The 15,538-nt window shown below is 70.9% G+C and carries 15 protein-coding genes and 1 tRNA gene; 5 read left to right on the top strand and 11 right to left on the bottom strand.

The annotated features are described in order from the left end of the window. Window positions 1–19: 19 nt before the first annotated feature. From OXS27_RS26030 to OXS27_RS25990, 9 genes are all read right to left on the bottom strand, one after another. The gene (locus tag OXS27_RS26030) at window positions 20–148 is read right to left on the bottom strand and encodes a hypothetical protein (protein ID WP_267359899.1); all 129 of its coding nucleotides are present in this window, start codon (window positions 146–148) and stop codon (window positions 20–22) included. A gap of 192 nt (window positions 149–340) precedes the next feature. Beyond that, a complete protein-coding gene (locus OXS27_RS26025; RefSeq protein WP_267359897.1) occupies window positions 341–610 on the bottom strand; it encodes a hypothetical protein in 270 nt (89 codons plus the stop codon). Between the two features lie 719 nt (window positions 611–1,329). Beyond that, a tRNA-Ser gene (locus OXS27_RS26020) sits at window positions 1,330–1,421 on the bottom strand. Window positions 1,422–1,433: 12 nt separating this feature from the next. Next, window positions 1,434–2,273: a glycosyltransferase family 2 protein gene (locus OXS27_RS26015; RefSeq protein ID WP_267359895.1), complete on the bottom strand. Its 840-nt coding sequence runs from the start codon at window positions 2,271–2,273 to the stop codon at window positions 1,434–1,436. Continuing rightward, a complete protein-coding gene (gene lysA / locus OXS27_RS26010) occupies window positions 2,270–3,538 on the bottom strand; it encodes a diaminopimelate decarboxylase (RefSeq protein ID WP_243926343.1) in 1,269 nt (422 codons plus the stop codon). The genes OXS27_RS26015 and lysA overlap by 4 nt, the downstream gene beginning before the upstream one ends. A gap of 133 nt (window positions 3,539–3,671) precedes the next feature. Further along, a complete protein-coding gene (locus OXS27_RS26005; protein ID WP_267359892.1) occupies window positions 3,672–4,022 on the bottom strand; it encodes a lipoprotein in 351 nt (116 codons plus the stop codon). A gap of 128 nt (window positions 4,023–4,150) precedes the next feature. After that, the gene (locus tag OXS27_RS26000; RefSeq protein WP_243926339.1) at window positions 4,151–4,453 is read right to left on the bottom strand and encodes a 3',5'-cyclic-nucleotide phosphodiesterase; all 303 of its coding nucleotides are present in this window, start codon (window positions 4,451–4,453) and stop codon (window positions 4,151–4,153) included. Window positions 4,454–4,586: 133 nt separating this feature from the next. Beyond that, window positions 4,587–5,291, bottom strand: a complete 705-nt coding sequence (locus OXS27_RS25995) for a hypothetical protein (RefSeq protein WP_267359890.1) — start codon at window positions 5,289–5,291, stop codon at window positions 4,587–4,589. Between the two features lie 97 nt (window positions 5,292–5,388). Beyond that, window positions 5,389–6,012 carry a DUF1134 domain-containing protein gene (locus tag OXS27_RS25990; protein ID WP_267359888.1) on the bottom strand — a complete coding sequence of 208 codons (624 nt, stop codon included), beginning with the start codon at window positions 6,010–6,012 and terminating at the stop codon, window positions 5,389–5,391. Between the two features lie 234 nt (window positions 6,013–6,246). Here OXS27_RS25990 and OXS27_RS25985 point away from each other — a divergent pair, with 234 nt between their 5' ends. Continuing rightward, a complete protein-coding gene (locus tag OXS27_RS25985; protein ID WP_267359886.1) occupies window positions 6,247–6,696 on the top strand; it encodes a YHS domain-containing (seleno)protein in 450 nt (149 codons plus the stop codon). On the opposite strand, the gene OXS27_RS25980 is transcribed toward OXS27_RS25985, so the two are convergent. After that, on the bottom strand, window positions 6,680–7,561 hold the full coding sequence (locus tag OXS27_RS25980) for a 3'(2'),5'-bisphosphate nucleotidase CysQ (protein ID WP_267359884.1): 882 nt from the start codon (window positions 7,559–7,561) through the stop codon (window positions 6,680–6,682). The genes OXS27_RS25985 and OXS27_RS25980 overlap by 17 nt on opposite strands. A gap of 155 nt (window positions 7,562–7,716) precedes the next feature. Further along, window positions 7,717–10,629 carry a bifunctional [glutamine synthetase] adenylyltransferase/[glutamine synthetase]-adenylyl-L-tyrosine phosphorylase gene (locus tag OXS27_RS25975; RefSeq protein ID WP_267359882.1) on the bottom strand — a complete coding sequence of 971 codons (2,913 nt, stop codon included), beginning with the start codon at window positions 10,627–10,629 and terminating at the stop codon, window positions 7,717–7,719. A 345-nt stretch (window positions 10,630–10,974) separates the two neighbouring features. On the opposite strand from OXS27_RS25975, the gene OXS27_RS25970 reads away from it, so the two are divergent. The 4 genes from OXS27_RS25970 (at window position 10,975) to OXS27_RS25955 (ending at window position 15,520) form a co-directional block, all read left to right on the top strand. After that, window positions 10,975–11,685, top strand: coding sequence for a histidine phosphotransferase family protein (locus OXS27_RS25970; RefSeq protein ID WP_243926322.1), 711 nt, complete (start codon window positions 10,975–10,977; stop codon window positions 11,683–11,685). 103 nt (window positions 11,686–11,788) lie between these two features. Then, the gene (locus OXS27_RS25965; protein WP_267359880.1) at window positions 11,789–14,530 is read left to right on the top strand and encodes a hybrid sensor histidine kinase/response regulator; all 2,742 of its coding nucleotides are present in this window, start codon (window positions 11,789–11,791) and stop codon (window positions 14,528–14,530) included. 61 nt (window positions 14,531–14,591) lie between these two features. Further along, entirely contained in the window at window positions 14,592–15,116 is a 525-nt protein-coding gene (locus OXS27_RS25960; protein WP_267359878.1) for a chemotaxis protein CheW, read from the top strand. Between the two features lie 11 nt (window positions 15,117–15,127). Beyond that, complete coding sequence (locus tag OXS27_RS25955) at window positions 15,128–15,520, top strand: response regulator (RefSeq protein WP_243926317.1); 393 nt, start codon at window positions 15,128–15,130, stop codon at window positions 15,518–15,520. The last annotated feature ends 18 nt before the right edge of the window (window positions 15,521–15,538 follow it).

Raw genomic sequence — 15,538 nt, 5'->3', positions numbered from 1 at the left:
ACCACCATGCAGCAGCCTCTCAATTGGCTCGGTCCAAAATACCGGTCAGGTCAGGCCCGACGCCCCAGAACAGCCCCACGCTCGGGACCGGGCCGTCCTCGGATGATGCCGCAGTTTCGTCGACGTCGAAGCGGGGAGAGTCGGCCATGGGTCCGCTCTCAGAACACAAACTTCCAGTCGATCTTCCGGACCGGCACGGCCGGGTGAGCGGCCAGCAGCAGACGGCCGAACGTTAGCGTCGCGTGCATCATGGCGGTGATCCATCGAGGGAGGAATAGAACAGGGAGAAGGATGATGGCGGTCCGGGCGGGCGGGGACGCCCGGCCGATGCGGCGTGGGATCAGCCGCGGGTGAGCGCACCGCCGAAGGCGCAGGACGTCCCGTGGAAGTTGCCGCAGCGCCGCTCCTCTATCCGCACGCGCTTGCGATCCGGTGAGAAGCGCAGGGTGAGCGTACAGGTCTCGTCCGACCCTTTGTCCTTGCGCGTCAGCATGAGCGCCCCTGGGTCGCCGGGCTTGGCAAGTCCGCGCAGCTCGCCAGTGCACTGGTCCGGGATTGCGGTGCCGACGACGACAAAGTGAGCGCCGCTGCAGTCGCCGAACTCGAACACCTGCAGGTCGAGCCGGCCCTCGCCACGCCCTTGTAGCGCCCCTCGAACGGCGAGACCGCCTGAGCGGGCACCGTGGTGAGCGCAAGTGACGTGAGTATGCCGAACCGCAGAGCGATGGTGACGAGGTGCGCCCGCCCGCGGTGACGCAGCGTGCGCTCGATTACGGTGGGGTGACAGGACGGCCTGAGCATGACGACAGGGTCTCGCTGCGGCTCGAAACAGCCGGGGAGAGGGATTCCCGTTGCCCACCTCCGGAATTCACCCCGAGACACAGATTTCCTCCGCGGCCGGCGGTCGCACTCCGCCCGAGCGGGTCGTCGTCACGCCACGTCAGTCGTTTGTTCGGAAGCGGTGTATGCCGGGCGGCGGATGGCGGCGGCCGACTGCGTAGCCCACAGCCCGTAACGGTCGCGCAACTCATCCGATCGCCCGCGGTGCGCCGTCGCGCAGGTCGGTGTCGAAGCGAAAACCATGAGGCGCGGCTTGGGTCGACCCTCAGCGTGCACTCCCGGTCGCTAGTTCGGCCACGAACGGGTCTGCGGGGTCTCGGCGTTGCGCCAAAGCACAGGCCGAAGCCTGAAGTGATTGGTGGGCGTCATCGTTTGGAAGGGGGCGTCCCTCAACAGCAGCTCACGTCCGCCGACATCCGGCGTCTGAGTTGGGGCCCCCGTGGAGGTGCCGTTAAAACGTGTTATTTATGAGCAGCTTGGGCGTAGTGATGGCGGAGACGGAGGGATTCGAACCCTCGATACCCATTTCTGGGTATGCTCATTTAGCAAACGAGTGCCTTCAGCCGCTCGGCCACGTCTCCGGCGCTCTGGATCTAGAAGGTCGAGCCGGGCGGGTCAACCCGATCCCGGCGGGCTGCCGCTACGCGGCGGCGCTCGACGTGCTTGGCGATGCGCAGATGCCGCGAAATCGCGTAGTTCATCGCCGTCAGGAAGCCGTAGGTGCCCCGCACGAAATGCCGACGGCCGAGATAGGCCTTCAGGAAATTGCCCGGCAGCTCGACGAATACCCGCCAGCTCGGAATCACCACCCCGCGGGCCTCCAGGTCGTCGGCCTGCTGGTCCGAATAGCGGTTGAGCTTGTCGAGCTGGTCGCCGAGCGAGCGCACCGAGAAATGGTGGATCACGCCCTTGAGGCGTCCCGCCGTCACCCCCGGTTCCAGCGCCACCCGGTCGTGGACCGGGGACGCGGCGTAGCGGCCGCGATCCTTCCGGTAGAGCCGCACCGGAGTCAGCGTGTAGGCGAGCGGGTGCGGGCGCGCCTCACCCGGAAAGATCTCGGCGATGCCGATCCGCCACGCCGGCTTCGTCGGCTCGCCCGTCGCGAACAGGGCGCGGATCTCCCGCGCGAGAATCCCCGGCACCACCTCGTCGGCGTCGAGGTTCAGGAGCCAGACATGGCGGCACTGCTCCTCGGCGAAGCGTTTCTGCGGCCCATAGCCCGCCCACGGATTGTGGATCACCCGCGCGCCAAGCGATTCGGCCAATGCCTGCGTGCCGTCCGTGGAACCCGAATCGACCACCACGAGGTCGTCGGTCAGGTCGCGCACCGCCCGGATCGTGGCGCCGATCCGGTCCGCCTCGTTGTGGGCGATGACGAAGATCGACAGGGGGAGGGGGCCGGCAGCCGCCGCGCCCTCCGGGATGCCGCTCACGCCAGCCAGTCCGGCACCCGGTCGAGGGCGACGAGCGCCTCGACGTCGAGGCGCGGACGCACGGTCGCGGCTTGGTGACCCCGCACCAGAACCTCCGGCACCAGGGGCCGCGTGTTGTAGGTGCAGGACTGGACCGCCCCGTAGGCGCCCGCGCTCATCACGGCGATCAGGTCGCCGGCCTTCACTTCGGGCATCTCGCGGTTGAGGGCGAGATAGTCGCCGCTCTCGCAGACCGGACCGACCACATCGACCACGCGCCATGGGGTGTCGGGCCCCGGCTCGGCCACCGGGCGCAGGCCGTGATAGGCCTCGTACAGGGTGGGACGGATCAGGTCGTTCATCGCCCCATCGACGATCACGAAGGTGCGCCCCTCGCTGTGCTTCACGTACAGCACCCGGGTCACCAGGATTCCGGCATTGCCGGCGATCATCCGGCCGATCTCGAAGACCGGTCGCAGGCCCAGCGGCGCGAAATGCGGCCGCAGGGTCGCGGCGAGCGCCGCCGGGTCGGGGGGCGGGGCATTGTCGTCGCGATAGGGGATGCCGAGGCCGCCGCCGAAATCGATGTGGCGCAGCGGATGGCCCGCCGCCAGGAGCTGCCGAGCGAGACCGGCCAGCAACCGCGCCGCGTCGGCGAACGGGGCCAGATCGGTGATCTGGCTGCCGATATGCATGTCGACGCCGTGGACCGCGAGGCCCGGCAGGGTGGCCGCAGTGGCGTAGACCGCCGGCGCCCGGGTGATCGGGATGCCGAACTTGTTCTCGTACTTGCCGGTGGAGATCTTGGCATGGGTGCCGGCATCGACGTCCGGATTCACCCGGATCGAGACCGGTGCCGTGAACCCGAGCGCCGTGGCGGTCTCGGACAGGGCCGCGAGTTCAGGCTCGCTCTCGACGTTGAAGCAGAAGATGCCGGCATTGAGCGCGGCCTCCATCTCGCCGCGGGTCTTGCCCACGCCGGAGAAGACGATCTTGCCGGGATCGACCCCGGCCGCCAGCGCCCGGTGCAACTCGCCGCCCGAGACGATGTCCATCCCGGCGCCTTGGGCCGCCAGGGTACGCAGCACCGCCTGGTTGGAGTTCGCCTTCATGGCGAAGCAGACCAGGGCGTCGTCCCCCGCGAAGGCCTCGGCGAAGACGCGGTAATGCCGCTCCAGCGTGGCGGTGCTGTAGCAGTAGAACGGGGTGCCGACCTCATCGGCGAGATCCGTCAGGTCGACGTCCTCGGCGTGGAGCCGGCCGTCGCGGTAGTGAAAATGATGCATCTCGGCCGTGTCTCGTCTGGCGCCGGGGACGGAATGTTTCCCGTGAAACATCCGGTCCGGGTCGCAGGGCGCGCCCGAGGGATGGATGACCGGGAGCACACAGCCGCGTTGCGGAGCCCCGGGCCTCCGCCCTCTACAGCAGCGGATCCAGAATAAAAGGTTCCTTCGGGACGCGGTAGCCCCGCCGCGCACCGCGGCTGGTCTGGACCGGAGCCTCGGTGCCCCCCGGCGGAACGGCCGCCGTCGACAGCTCGTCCCCGGCGCGGACCGAGGCCGGATCCGGCTCGGGCGCGCCGCTGCCGAGGCCCACCGAGACCGGCAGGGTCCGGCGGCCGTTCGCCGTGTCCGAGCCCGCCTGGGCGGCGGAGGCCACGGGGGCGGTGGTCTGGGGCGGTTCCAGGGCGCCGCGCCGTCCGCAGGCGGCGAGCGCCAGGGCGGCGAGGCCGGACACGGCAAGGAGCTTCAGGACGGGGTTCGACAACATCGCGCGCGGGTCCGGCAGGCTCGGCACCGGCGCGCGGGGCGCCGGCGGGAGCCCGAGCTTAGCGGTTGCGGGGCGCGGGCGCGAGCGCGCGGCCGCAACAGGTCGCGGCCGCGACGGGGAGACTCGCCTCAGCCGCGGCGGTCCTTGCCGTCCTGCGCACCCTGCCGGCCCTTGGACGGGGTGCTCTGGCCCTGCTCGGCCTCGTAGGCGTCGATCGCGCGGCGGCAGTTCTCGCTGAGCTTCTTCCAGTTCTTCTGGAAACAGGCATCGGTGGCCGGATCGTCAGGGGCCAGATTGCCGCAATAGGTCAGGTAGTCGCCGGTGCAGTACTTCTTCAGGGTCTCGTTGCCGCGCTTCGTCTGCTGCGCCGAGGCCGGCAGCGTCAGGGCAGTGGCCGCCAAGACGGCGAGAACGATTGGCTTCAGGCGCATGGGTGTCCGTACCATCTTGGGAAATGGAGATGTGCAGAAGGCGTCCGCGTTGCGATGGGGCCTTTGCGTGGTCGAAACAAGGCGAGCGGCGCCGGTTTGCGCCCACCCGCCAAGGGGGAAAGTCGGAGCCCGGTCAGACCCGTTCCGGCTGCGGAACCGGATGGGCGGCCCGGGGCATGCGGCCCGGGCTCGTCACGGCGTCGGCTACTTCGACGATCCGGCGGCGCAGATCCGCGTTCTCCCGCTCGATGCCGGCCTGCCGGTCGGCCGAGCGGTCCGCGAGCGTCAACGCCAGGGCCTCTTCGGCCGCCTTGAGGCTCGCGCGCAGGTCGTCGCGCTCGGTCGACACTGCATCCAGGCCGGATGCCTGCCGGGCGGTCTGCCGCAGGCCCAGGAGCGTGTCGAGCAAGTCGGCGTGGGCGTCTTCGAGGGCCTGGAGCGTGGCGAGGCTCGCGGTGCCGTCTTCGCGGGCGAGGACGAGCTCGGTCTCGAGTTCCCGGGTCTTCGCCTGGACCTGGGCGATTTCGGAATCCCGGGCCGCGACATCGCGCGTAAGCGCAGCGACCCGCATGGTCCCGGCACCGAGCGCCGCCATCTCGGTCTGGCGCTTGGCCTCCGCGGTCTCGGCCTTGCGCTCCAGGCGGCGCTGCTGGACGGCGAACTGCGCGCGCAGGAAGTCGCGCTCGGCCGCGATCTCGGCCGGCGACAGGGGCAGGCGCGCCTCGGCCCGCCGCCGGGCCAGCCGGGCGGCCCGGGCGTTGAGGGCCGGCAGCAGCAGCAAGCCGCACAGGCTCGCGGCCAGGAAGCCCAGCGCGAAGATCATCACCGCTTCGATCACGAGGGAACAACCCGCGCATCCGGCCGGAAGACCCGGCCCGTCGTCACTCTAGCCCAGGTTGATCGGAAGGGCGAAATCCAATCGTCCCGCCGCAGCGTCAAAACGGGTTCCAGGTTGGTTCCCGGGTGAACTTCAGATAGCCGACATTGATCCCCAGCCGTGCGCCCACGCCGCTGCGGATCGGCACCACGATGATCCGGTCGTTGACCACCGCGGTCATGCCGAACCCGCCGACGAGGTAGGCCGAGCCGTCGACGCCGCCGAAGCGCCGGTACAGGTCGCGCACGTTCGGCAGGTTGTAGACCAGCATCATGGTGCGCGCCCCGTCGCCGCCGACGTCGAAGCCGACCGACGGCCCCTGCCAGTAGATGCGCCGCTGGCCGGCATTGCGGGTGTAGAGCGTGCCTTCGCCGTAGCGGACGCCCGCCACAACGGCGCCGCCGCCCTCCTGGCCGAGGATGTAGCCGTTCGGCTCGCCCCAGCGCCGGCCCGCCTCCTCGACGGTCAGCGCGAGGCCGCGGGAGACCGATCCGAAGAACCGGTGTCCCGATTCCACGACCTCGCCGGGGCGGAAGGTCTCGGGGGTGTCGGCATCCTCGCCCCGCGCCAGGGCGGTGCCAGGCATGCCGAGGGAGGCGCCCAGGGGGGCGCCGAGCGCCAGGGCGAGGCCCGCGCGCAGCAGGCGGCGCCGGTCGGGGTCGCGATCGTCTCGTGCCGTCATCGTTGTCTCCTCGCCCGGTTCGATTAACGGTTCGTGCGATGGATCTGTGCCGCTCTCGTCCCGCCCGGCCGGAACCGGCCGCGGCCCGGAGGACGCATCCGTCCGGGTCCGCGGTCCCGCAGGGGTCCGGTCTGACGAGTGGGACCAGCTTCCGTGGGAATTCGCAAGATGTGGTTAACGCGTCCTGACCCCGCAGCCCGCAGCCCCGCATGCCTCACGTCGCGCCGGACCCGCGTGCTCGCCGTCTGTGCCGCCCTGATGCTGGCCCGGCCGGCGGCGGGCGAGTCGGTGGGGGCGCCGATCGTGCTGCTGACGCTCAACGGCTTCGATCCGGTCAGCTATTTTCTGGCGGACGGGCCGCGCGCCGGGACGGGCCGGTTCGAGCTGACCTGGGGTGGACGGGTCTGGCGCTTCGCCAGCAGCGCCAACCGCGAGGCCTTCCGGGACGATCCGGCCACCTACGCTCCTCGGCTCGGGGGCTACGACGCCGCGGGCATCCTGGAGGGCCGCTTGGTGGATGCCGATCCCCTGGTCTTCGCGGTGATCGGCAATCGCCTCTACCTGTTCCGGGACGCGGGGCGCCGCGCCCGGTTCCTGGCCGATCCCGGCCTCGTCGGCCAGGCGGAGGCGGCATGGCCGGGCCTGCGCGACCAGCCGGACGCGGCGTCTACGACGTCGCGCTGAGCGTCGGCCGGCCGACGCGCGTGCCGCAGGAGGCGGGCAGGGTGAGGCGCTGGGCCAGGGACGGGTCGCCGAGCGCCGCGAAGGGTCCGTTGCGGTGGTCGGGCCCGTGCTGCCCGTAGCGGATCGGACCGCCGCCCGGCACAACCACGCAGCCCCCGGCGGTCGCCACGAGGTGGTCGCCGGCCGCGGTGTCCCATTCCATGGTTGGGCCGCAGCGCACGTAGATATCCGCCTCCCCGGCCGCGATCAGGCCGAACTTGAGCGCCGAGCCGACTTGGCGCGTCTCCATCACCGGGAGGGCGGCGAGGCAGGTCATGGATTCGGCATCACCGTGCCGGCGGCTGCCGAGCGCCAGGAGGCCGGCCTCCGGCACGGCCCGAGCGTGCACCGGTCGCCCGGGGCCGGGGCGGCCGGCGGTCACGACGGCCTCGACGGCGGCGGTGCCTGCCCACCAGACCCGGTCGAGGCCCGGCGCCGCCAGGGCCGCCGCCACCGGGCGCTCGCCCGCCACCAGGGCGATGTTGACCGAGTAGTCGGGCGTTCCGGCCAGGAAGTCGCGGGTGCCGTCCAGGGGATCGACCAGGAAGAAGGTGTCGGCCGGCGCCACCACCTCGCCCCGTGCCGCGGCCATGCGCTCCTCCGCCACGACCGCGATCCCGGGGAATCGCTCGGCCAGGGCGGCGACGATCAAATCCTCGGACTCGACGTCGGCGGCGCTCCACGGGGTGCCGTCCGGCTTCAGGGCGTGGGGGCAGGGAGCCCGGTGATAGCGGCGCAGGATCTCGCCCGCCGCGCAGGCGATCTCGGCAAGCGCTGCGGCGATCCGCTCACGCTCAGGCCCCGAGATCGTCGCCGCGCCCGCCATGGTTCCTCCCAGACCACTCTGAATGCCCGAGCCGGCACGCGATGTCGACGGTTTGGAGTACGAATCCGGCGCTCGATCTGCGATCCGGTCCGCCTCCCGGCTCAGGTGCCGACGCTGCCGCTGCCGCCGGCAGGATGCATCAGCGGGGATGCGATTCAAGCCACCGTGCGCCGGATCCGCGCCAGCAGGGCCTGGCTCCGGCGTCGGTGGCGGCGCAGGTCCGCCGCGAGGCTTCGCGCGTCCGGCAGGCCCACCGCCTTGGCGATCTGCCGGGCCGCCGTCTCGGACGGTTCCGCGGTGGGATCGGCCATCACCAGCCGCTGCCATTGATAGACCGCGTCGAGGAACCCGTAGGTCTCGGCGAGGGACTCCGCTGCCTCGTCCGGCAGCAGGCCGCGCGCCGCCGCCCCGCGGAAGAGGGCCTCCGCGCCGAGGCCGATGCAGTCCGGCCAGTCGCGGGCGTGGCTCAGCACGACGGTCTGGGCCAGGAAATCGAGGTCGAACAAGGCGCCGGGGGCAAGCTTCAGGTCGTAGGGGCCGGCATGGCCGCGCTCCCGGGCGACGAGCGCCCGCATCGCCCCCGCCTCGGCGCAGACTTTAGCCGGATCGCGCTGTTGGGAAAGAATCGCGGCGATCTCGGCTGTGACGGCGGCCCCCAGGGTCGCGTCACCGGCCACGACCCGGGCGCGGGCGAGGGCCATGTGCTCCCAGAGTTCCGACCCGTCCCGGTGATAGGCCGCGAAGCCCGTGAGCTGCACGGCCGGCGGGCTGTGGCTGCCGTAGGGCCGCAGCCGCAGGTCGACCGCATAGAGCCGTCCCCGCCGCGTCGCTGTGGTGAGCGCCGCGAACAGGCGCTGCGCCAGCCGGTTGTAGGCGACCACGGCGTCGAGGGGCCGCCTTCCGTCGCTGGTGCGGTCCTCGGGATCGAAGTCGTACAGGAACACGAGATCGAGGTCGGATTCGGCGCTGAGCTGCCGGGAGCCGAGCCGGCCCAGCGCCAGGACGCAGCACCGCCCGTTGGGCACCGCGCCGTGGTCCTGGGCGAAGCGGCGTTCCTCCGCCGCCAGGCTCAAGGCCACCGTTGCCTCCGCGATCGCCGTGTAGGCCGCGCCGGCCTGCCGCGGCGTCAGGATGCCCGACAGGAGGCGTGCGCCGGTGACGAAGGCCATCTGCCGCGTGGCGTCCCGGCAGCGGTCGAGGACCTCCTCGTGGCTCGCCGGCTGTCCCACGAGCATCCGGTACTGGGCTTGGACCGCAGCGGGATCCAGGGGCGGCGTCACGAAATCCGCGTCCAGCACGGTGTCGAGGACGTGCGGGCTCAAGCCGACGGTGTCGGCGAGGCGCGGCGCCGTCCCGAGGATGTCGGCGAACAGCAGGCGCAGGCGCTCGTGCGAGCGCAGGATCGCCAGGAGTTCGGCCACGGCGGGCATCCGCGCGAAGGCGCGATCGAGGGCGAGCAGCGCCTCGTCCGGGTCGGCGGTGCCGCCGAGCGCCCGGAGCAGCGCCGGCAGCATCTCGGCGAGGATTTCCCGCGCCCGCCCGGTTCGCAGGGCCGGGCGGCGCCCCAGATGCCAGCCCTGCACGGTCTCCCAGGCGCGCGGCGGATCGCGGAACCCGAAGGTGCCGAGCCGCTCCAGGGTGGCGGGCTCCGGTTCGGACTCGCCGAAGACGAGGGTGTCGTCCGCGGCCGTCTCGGCCTCGAACAGCAGGGCGTAATGCGCCTGGACCTGGCCGGCATGGTGGAGCAGCGCCGCCTCGAAGGCCGCAAGATCCGGGAAGCCGGCGAACAAGGCGAGCCCGGTCAGCGCCTCGGCGCCGGTCGGCAGGCGCTGGGTCTGCTCGTCGCGGACCATCTGGATCCGGTGCTCCAGGGTGCGCAGGAACCCGTAGGCCTCGGTCAGCTCGTCGCGGGCGCGTCCGTCGATCCAGCCCGCCGCGGCGAGGCCGTCGAGCATCGCCACGGTGGAGCGGCCCCGGAGGCTCGGCTTGCGGCCGCCGAAGACCAGCTGCTGCGTCTGGACGAAGAACTCGATCTCCCGGATGCCGCCGCGGCCGATCTTGATGTCGTGGCCGGCGACCGCGATGGTCTCGTGGCCGCGGACCATGTGGATCTGCCGCTTCAGGGCTTGGATCTCGGCGATCGCCGGGAAGTCGAAGTGCCGCCGCCAGATGAACGGCGCGAGTTCGGTAAGGAACGCCGTGCCGGCCGGGATGTCGCCCGCGATCGGCCGGGCCTTGATGAAGGCGGCCCGCTCCCAGTTCTGGCCCAGCGTCTGATAGTAATCGAAGGCGAAGCCCGTGGAGAGGGCCACCGCGGTGGAGCCCGGATCCGGCCGCAAGCGGTAGTCGATGCGGTGGACGTAGCCCTCGGCGGTCCGGTCGGACAGGAGCTTCACCAGCCCCTGCGCGAGCTTGACGAAGAACGGCTTCGGGTCGCCCCCGGTCGCGGCCGCCGCGGCTTCGGTCTCGTAGAAGATCACGAGATCGATATCGCTCGAATAGTTCAGCTCGCCGCCGCCGAGCTTGCCCAGCCCCAGGACGATCAGCCCCGATCCGGCCTGCGGCGCGTCCGGATCCGGCGGCCGGAACCGACCGGTCGCGAGTCCCTGCCGGAGCAGCGCCTCGGTCGCCGCGCTCACCGAGGCGTCGGCGAAGTCGGACAGCGCCCGGGTGACCGCCGCGACATCCCAGCCGCCGCCGAGATCGGCCAGCGCCACGAGGAGCGCGTGCGCCTCCCGGTTGGCCCGCAGCCGCTTTCCGACCTCGGCGAGGTCGGGATTGACCCCGCAGGCCGCCCCGACCGCGCGCTGGCGGGCGATGATCTCCCGGCTCGCCGCATCGGGCGGCTGCTCCAGCAGCGCGACCAGGCGCTCCGGCGCCCGCAGGCACGCCCGCCAGAGGAAGGGGGAATGGTCGGCGAGACCCAGGAGCAGGTCACGGCAGGGTGGCGTCAGGAAACCCGGCGGGAGAGCCGGCGCGATTTCGGCGAGCCGGGCTCGCGCCGCCTCCGGGTCCCCGAGGGACAGGCGGGGCTGCAGGCTCTCGCGCAGGGTCGGGGCGGACTGCATGGGGCGGACCTCCGCGTCAGGGGCTGGCGGATTTGACGGATCGTCGATGGGCTGGGTCAATGGCCAACACCGTGCGCTCTCCCTCTGCCGGCTCCATCTCGCGATGCGTGGCCCATGACAGGCCGGTCCGAATCGGACGCCGCCGCGCCGATCCGTCAATCCCGGTAACGCTTTTCAAAGGCCGGCGTGGCGTTTATCCGTGCGGACCGGCCGTCGCCCCCGGTCCGACCCGCTGGGCGCGGGCTCCTTTGGGCGACGTGTACGCCGGATGCGGCGGCCGACGAACGGCCGCCAGTCGGGGCCCCGGCCCGCAGACGCCCGAACCAGATCCCCCCGGAGCGCACCATGTCGTCCCCGAACTCGCCGACCCTGACCCTCGACGGCCTCGACCTCGCCGCCCTTCTCTGCTCCCGCGTCTGCCACGACGTGATCAGCCCCGTCGGCGCGATCGTGAACGGGCTCGAAGTCCTGGAGGACGACGAGGACGAATCGATGCGCACCTTCGCGCTGGAGCTGATCGGCAAGAGCGCCCGGCAGGCCTCGGCCCGGCTGAAATTCGCGCGGATCGCCTTCGGCGCCGCGGGATCGGCCGGCGCCTCAATCGACCTCGCCGATGCCGAAAGCGTCGCCAAGGGCATGTTCTCCGACGACAAGACCAAGCTGACCTGGAGCGCCCCGCAGGCGCTGTTTCCCAAGAACAAGGTCAAGCTGCTCCTCAACCTCGTGATGATCGCCACGACCGCGATCCCGCGGGGCGGCGCGATCGACGTCGTGGTCTCCGGCGACGGCGCGGCGCCGAGCTTCGTGTTCAAGGCCAAGGGCTCGCATGCCCGCATTCCCCCGCACGTGGAGGAGCTGATGGCCGGCAGCCCCGAGAGCGGCACCGTCGATGCCCACGGCATCCTGCCGTTCTATGCCGGCCTCGTGGCGCGAGCCGCCGACATGAGTGTTCGATTCGCCATCCAGGATGATGAGGTGACGATCACGGCCGAGCCGACAGTGATCGAAGCATCCGTTGAACCCTCCGATGAGGGTTCGAACACCACACTGGCGTGAAATTTTGAAAAACTCCGGCGCGGGGCGGGAACTGAAACGCTTCCCTAACCGCGCCCGAGTAAGTACGGTGCGCGAGACCTTCTTCCGGTAACGAGTTGCGCCTATGGACGACCTGCTTCGCGAGTTCCTGACTGAGAGCGGCGAGCATCTCGACACGGTCGATGCAGAGCTCGTCCGGTTCGAACAGGATCCGAATAACGAGACGATCCTTCGGAATATCTTCCGACTGGTCCACACAATCAAAGGAACGTGCGGATTTCTTGGGCTTCCGCGCCTCGAAGCCTTGGCGCATGCGGCCGAGACCTTGATGGGCCGGTTCCGGGACGGGCTGCCTGCCACCTCCGCGTCGGTGACGCTGATCCTGCTGACCCTGGACCGGCTGAAGGAGATCCTGGCCGATCTGGAGGCCACCGGCACCGAGCCGGCGGGGTCGGACGACGACCTCATCTCCGCCCTGGAGCGCATGGCCGAGGGCTCGGCCGTGGCATCGGAGCCGGCGGCACCCCCGCCGCGGCCCGAGCCGGTGCTGCCCGATCCGGTGATCCGCGAACTGAAGCCCGGCGAAGTCTCCCTCGACGACCTCGAGGCCGCCTTCCTGGCGGCGCCGGGTCCGGAAGACGTGGATTTCGCAGCGCCTCCGCCGGTGGCGGCCGCCGCTCCTGCACCCAAGCCCGCCGCTCCCGCACCGCAGGTGAGTGCGGCACCGGTCGAGGCCGTCGAGGCCGAGCCGGCGCGCGCCGAGAAGGCTGAGGGCGCCGGCACCGAGGGTGAGACGACCCCGGGCGAGACCACCGCGGCCGCCAAGGGCAACCAGACGATCCGGGTGAGCGTCGAGACGCTCGAGCACCTGATGACGATGGTCTCGGAGCTGGTGCTGACCCGCAACCAGCTCCTCGAGATCGCCCGCCGGCACGAGGATTCGAGCTACAAGGTGCCGCTGCAGCGCCTGTCTCACGTCACGGCCGAGCTGCAGGACGGCGTGATGAAGACCCGCATGCAGCCGATCGGCAATGCGTGGCAGAAGCTGCCGCGCGTGGTCCGCGACCTCTCGGCGGAACTCGGCAAGCAGATCGACCTCGTGATGGTCGGCGCCGAGACCGAGCTCGACCGGCAAGTCCTCGAGGTGATCAAGGACCCGCTGACCCACATGGTCCGCAATTCGGCCGATCACGGCCTCGAATCGACCGCCGAGCGCGTGGCGGCGGGCAAGCCCGCCCGCGGCACGATCCGGCTCGCCGCCTATCACGAGGGCGGCACGATCACGATCGAGATCGCCGACGACGGCAAGGGCCTCAACCTCGCGGCGATTCGCCAGAAGGCGGTGCAGCGCGGGATCGCCGCCCAGGCCGATGTCGACCGGATGACCGACGCGCAGGTCGCCAAGTTCATCTTCGATGCGGGCTTCTCCACGGCGGCGGCGGTGACCTCGGTGTCGGGTCGCGGCGTCGGCATGGACGTGGTCAAGACCAACATCGAGACCATCGGCGGCCTGATCGACATCGCCACCACGGCGGGCCGGGGCACGACCTTCACCATCAAGATTCCCCTGACGCTGGCCATCGTGGCGGCGCTGATCGTGCGGGCCGGCGAGCACCGCTTCGCCCTGCCGCAGGTGGCGGTGCTGGAGCTGGTGCGGGTCGATGCCGGGGCGCAAAGGGTCGAGCGCATCAACGGCGCGCCGGTTCTGCGCCTGCGCGAGCGGCTGCTGCCGATCGTGTCGCTTACCGGGCTGCTCGGGCAGTCGCAGGCGGGCTCCGAGACGGAGCAGGCCGGCTTCGTGGTGGTCGCCCAGGTCGGGCGCGAGCGCTTCGGCATCCTCGTCGACGAGGTCTTCCACACGGAGGAGATCGTCGTGAAGCCGATGTCGGTGAAGCTTCGCCACATCCCGATGTTTGCCGGCAACACGATTCTCGGCGACGGCGCCGTGGTGCTGATCGTTGATCCGAACGGCGTCGCCCGGCAGGTGGCTCAGGGCGTTCAGGGCAGCGGCGGCCACGCCGAGACCGACGACGACGCGGCGGGCGAGGTGGTCGACAACAAGACCACGCTGCTGGTGTTCAAGGGCGGTCAGGGCAGCTTCAAGGCGGTGCCGCTGTCGCTGGTCACCCGCCTCGAGGAGATCGAGTGCGCCAAGGTCGAGTGGCTGGGCGGCCGCGCGCTGATCCAGTACCGCGGGCGCCTGATGCCGCTCGTTCCGGCGGATTCGGCGATCACCATCAAGTCGGAGGGGACCCAGGCCCTGGTGGTGTTCTCCGACGGCGAGCGCGCCATGGGGCTCGTGGTCGACGAGATCGTCGACATCGTGGAGGAGCGGCTCGACATCGAGATCGCGGCCGACCGCTCGGACCTGATCGGCTCAGCGGTGCTTCGGGGCCGGGCGACCGACATCATCAACATCGCCCACTTCCTGCCGCTGGCCTACGATGACTGGGCGCGCGGCCTGAAGCGGCCCGAGCAGCTCTCCACGATCCTGCTGGTCGACGACTCGGCCTTCTTCCGCGACATGCTGACCCCGGTGCTGAAGGCCGCGGGCTATCAGGTGATCACGGCGGCGAGTGCGGAGGCGGCGCTCAACACGCTCCAGTCCGAGCCGAAGATCGAGGTGGTGGTTACCGATCTGGAGATGCCGGGCCGCAGCGGCTTCGACCTCGTCGCCGCGATGCGCCGGGCCGAGCCGCGGCTCGCCGCGCTCCCGGTGATCGGCCTCACCGGGACGATCGGGGCCGACGCCGTGGAGCGGGCCCGGACCCTGGCGATCGCCGATCTCGTGGCGAAGTTCGATCGGGCCGGCCTGATCGCCGCCCTGGCCGAGCTCGGCGCCGAAACGGTCTCGAAGGCGGCCTGATCCCGGCGCCGCCCGCCCCACAGCGATCGCAACGATCGAAACGATCATCCGGAGAGTTCCGATGCAGGCTGCCAATGCCAACGCCAACAGCGCCCGAGCGAGCGCCAACGGCGTCGAGACCGGTGCCACCAACGACTTCGTGACGGTGTTCGTCGGCGAGACCCTGTTCGGGCTGGCGATCGAGCGGGTCCACGACGTGTTCGTGCCGTCGGGGGTGACGCCGGTGCCGCTCGCGCCGGCCGAGATCGTGGGCCTCCTGAACCTGCGCGGTCGCGTGGTCACCGCCATGAGCCTGCGCCGGCGCCTGGGCCTGCCCGACGCGGAGGCCGAGGGCGAGGGCGGCAAGGCCAGTCCGAAGATGGCGATCGGCCTGGAGCAGGCGGGCGAGACCTTCGCCCTCGTGGTCGACGGGGTCGGCGAGGTGCTGAAGCTCGGCGCCGACAGCCGAGAGGCGGTGCCGATCAACCTGGATCCGCGCTTCCGCAACCTCGCGACCTGTGTCCACCGCCTCGACGGGCGCCTGCTGGTGATCCTCGACGTGGATGCCCTTCTCGGCTTCACGGCGGCCGGCGCCAAGGCGGCTTGAGGGAGAGCCCGATGAAGGCGCCGCACGAAACCAACTGCCTGGTGGTGGACGATTCCGCGGTGATCCGGAAGGTCGCCCGCCGGATCATCGAGGACCTCGGGATGAACGTCAGCGAGGCGGAGGACGGCAGCGCCGCCCTCGAAGCCTGCGCGGCCCACATGCCGGACGCGATCCTGCTCGATTGGAACATGCCGAACATGGACGGCTACGCCTTCCTCCAGGCCCTGCGCCAGAGCGAGGGGGGCGAGTTCCCCAAGGTGTTGTTCTGCACCACCGAAAACGATGTCGGCGCCATCGCCCGGGCCCTCCGGGCGGGGGCGGACGAATACATCATGAAGCCGTTCGACCGCGATATCCTGACGGCCAAGCTCGAGCAGGTCGGGCTCGTCGCCGACGCGGCCTGATCGTTTCGCGCCCCTTTA

The organism is Methylobacterium sp. GC_Met_3 (assembly GCF_026540775.1).
In the GTDB taxonomy this organism is placed as follows: Bacteria; Pseudomonadota; Alphaproteobacteria; order Rhizobiales; family Beijerinckiaceae; genus Methylobacterium.
Note: the sequence above shows the minus strand (reverse complement) of the source record. Positions and strands in the feature narration are given on the sequence as shown.

Excerpts from the sequence above, each read along its gene's own strand:
- OXS27_RS26030 (WP_267359899.1), bottom strand. The coding sequence starts at position 148 with ATGGCCGACTCTCCCCGCTTCGACGTCGACGAAACTGCGGCATCATCC.
- lysA (WP_243926343.1), bottom strand. The coding sequence starts at position 3,538 with ATGCATCATTTTCACTACCGCGACGGCCGGCTCCACGCCGAGGACGTC.
- OXS27_RS26005 (WP_267359892.1), bottom strand. The coding sequence starts at position 4,022 with ATGTTGTCGAACCCCGTCCTGAAGCTCCTTGCCGTGTCCGGCCTCGCC.
- OXS27_RS26000 (WP_243926339.1), bottom strand. The coding sequence starts at position 4,453 with ATGCGCCTGAAGCCAATCGTTCTCGCCGTCTTGGCGGCCACTGCCCTG.
- OXS27_RS25990 (WP_267359888.1), bottom strand. The coding sequence starts at position 6,012 with ATGACGGCACGAGACGATCGCGACCCCGACCGGCGCCGCCTGCTGCGC.
- OXS27_RS25980 (WP_267359884.1), bottom strand. The coding sequence starts at position 7,561 with ATGGCGGGCGCGGCGACGATCTCGGGGCCTGAGCGTGAGCGGATCGCC.
- OXS27_RS25975 (WP_267359882.1), bottom strand. The coding sequence starts at position 10,629 with ATGCAGTCCGCCCCGACCCTGCGCGAGAGCCTGCAGCCCCGCCTGTCC.
- OXS27_RS25970 (WP_243926322.1), top strand. The coding sequence starts at position 10,975 with ATGTCGTCCCCGAACTCGCCGACCCTGACCCTCGACGGCCTCGACCTC.
- OXS27_RS25965 (WP_267359880.1), top strand. The coding sequence starts at position 11,789 with ATGGACGACCTGCTTCGCGAGTTCCTGACTGAGAGCGGCGAGCATCTC.
- OXS27_RS25960 (WP_267359878.1), top strand. The coding sequence starts at position 14,592 with ATGCAGGCTGCCAATGCCAACGCCAACAGCGCCCGAGCGAGCGCCAAC.
- OXS27_RS25955 (WP_243926317.1), top strand. The coding sequence starts at position 15,128 with ATGAAGGCGCCGCACGAAACCAACTGCCTGGTGGTGGACGATTCCGCG.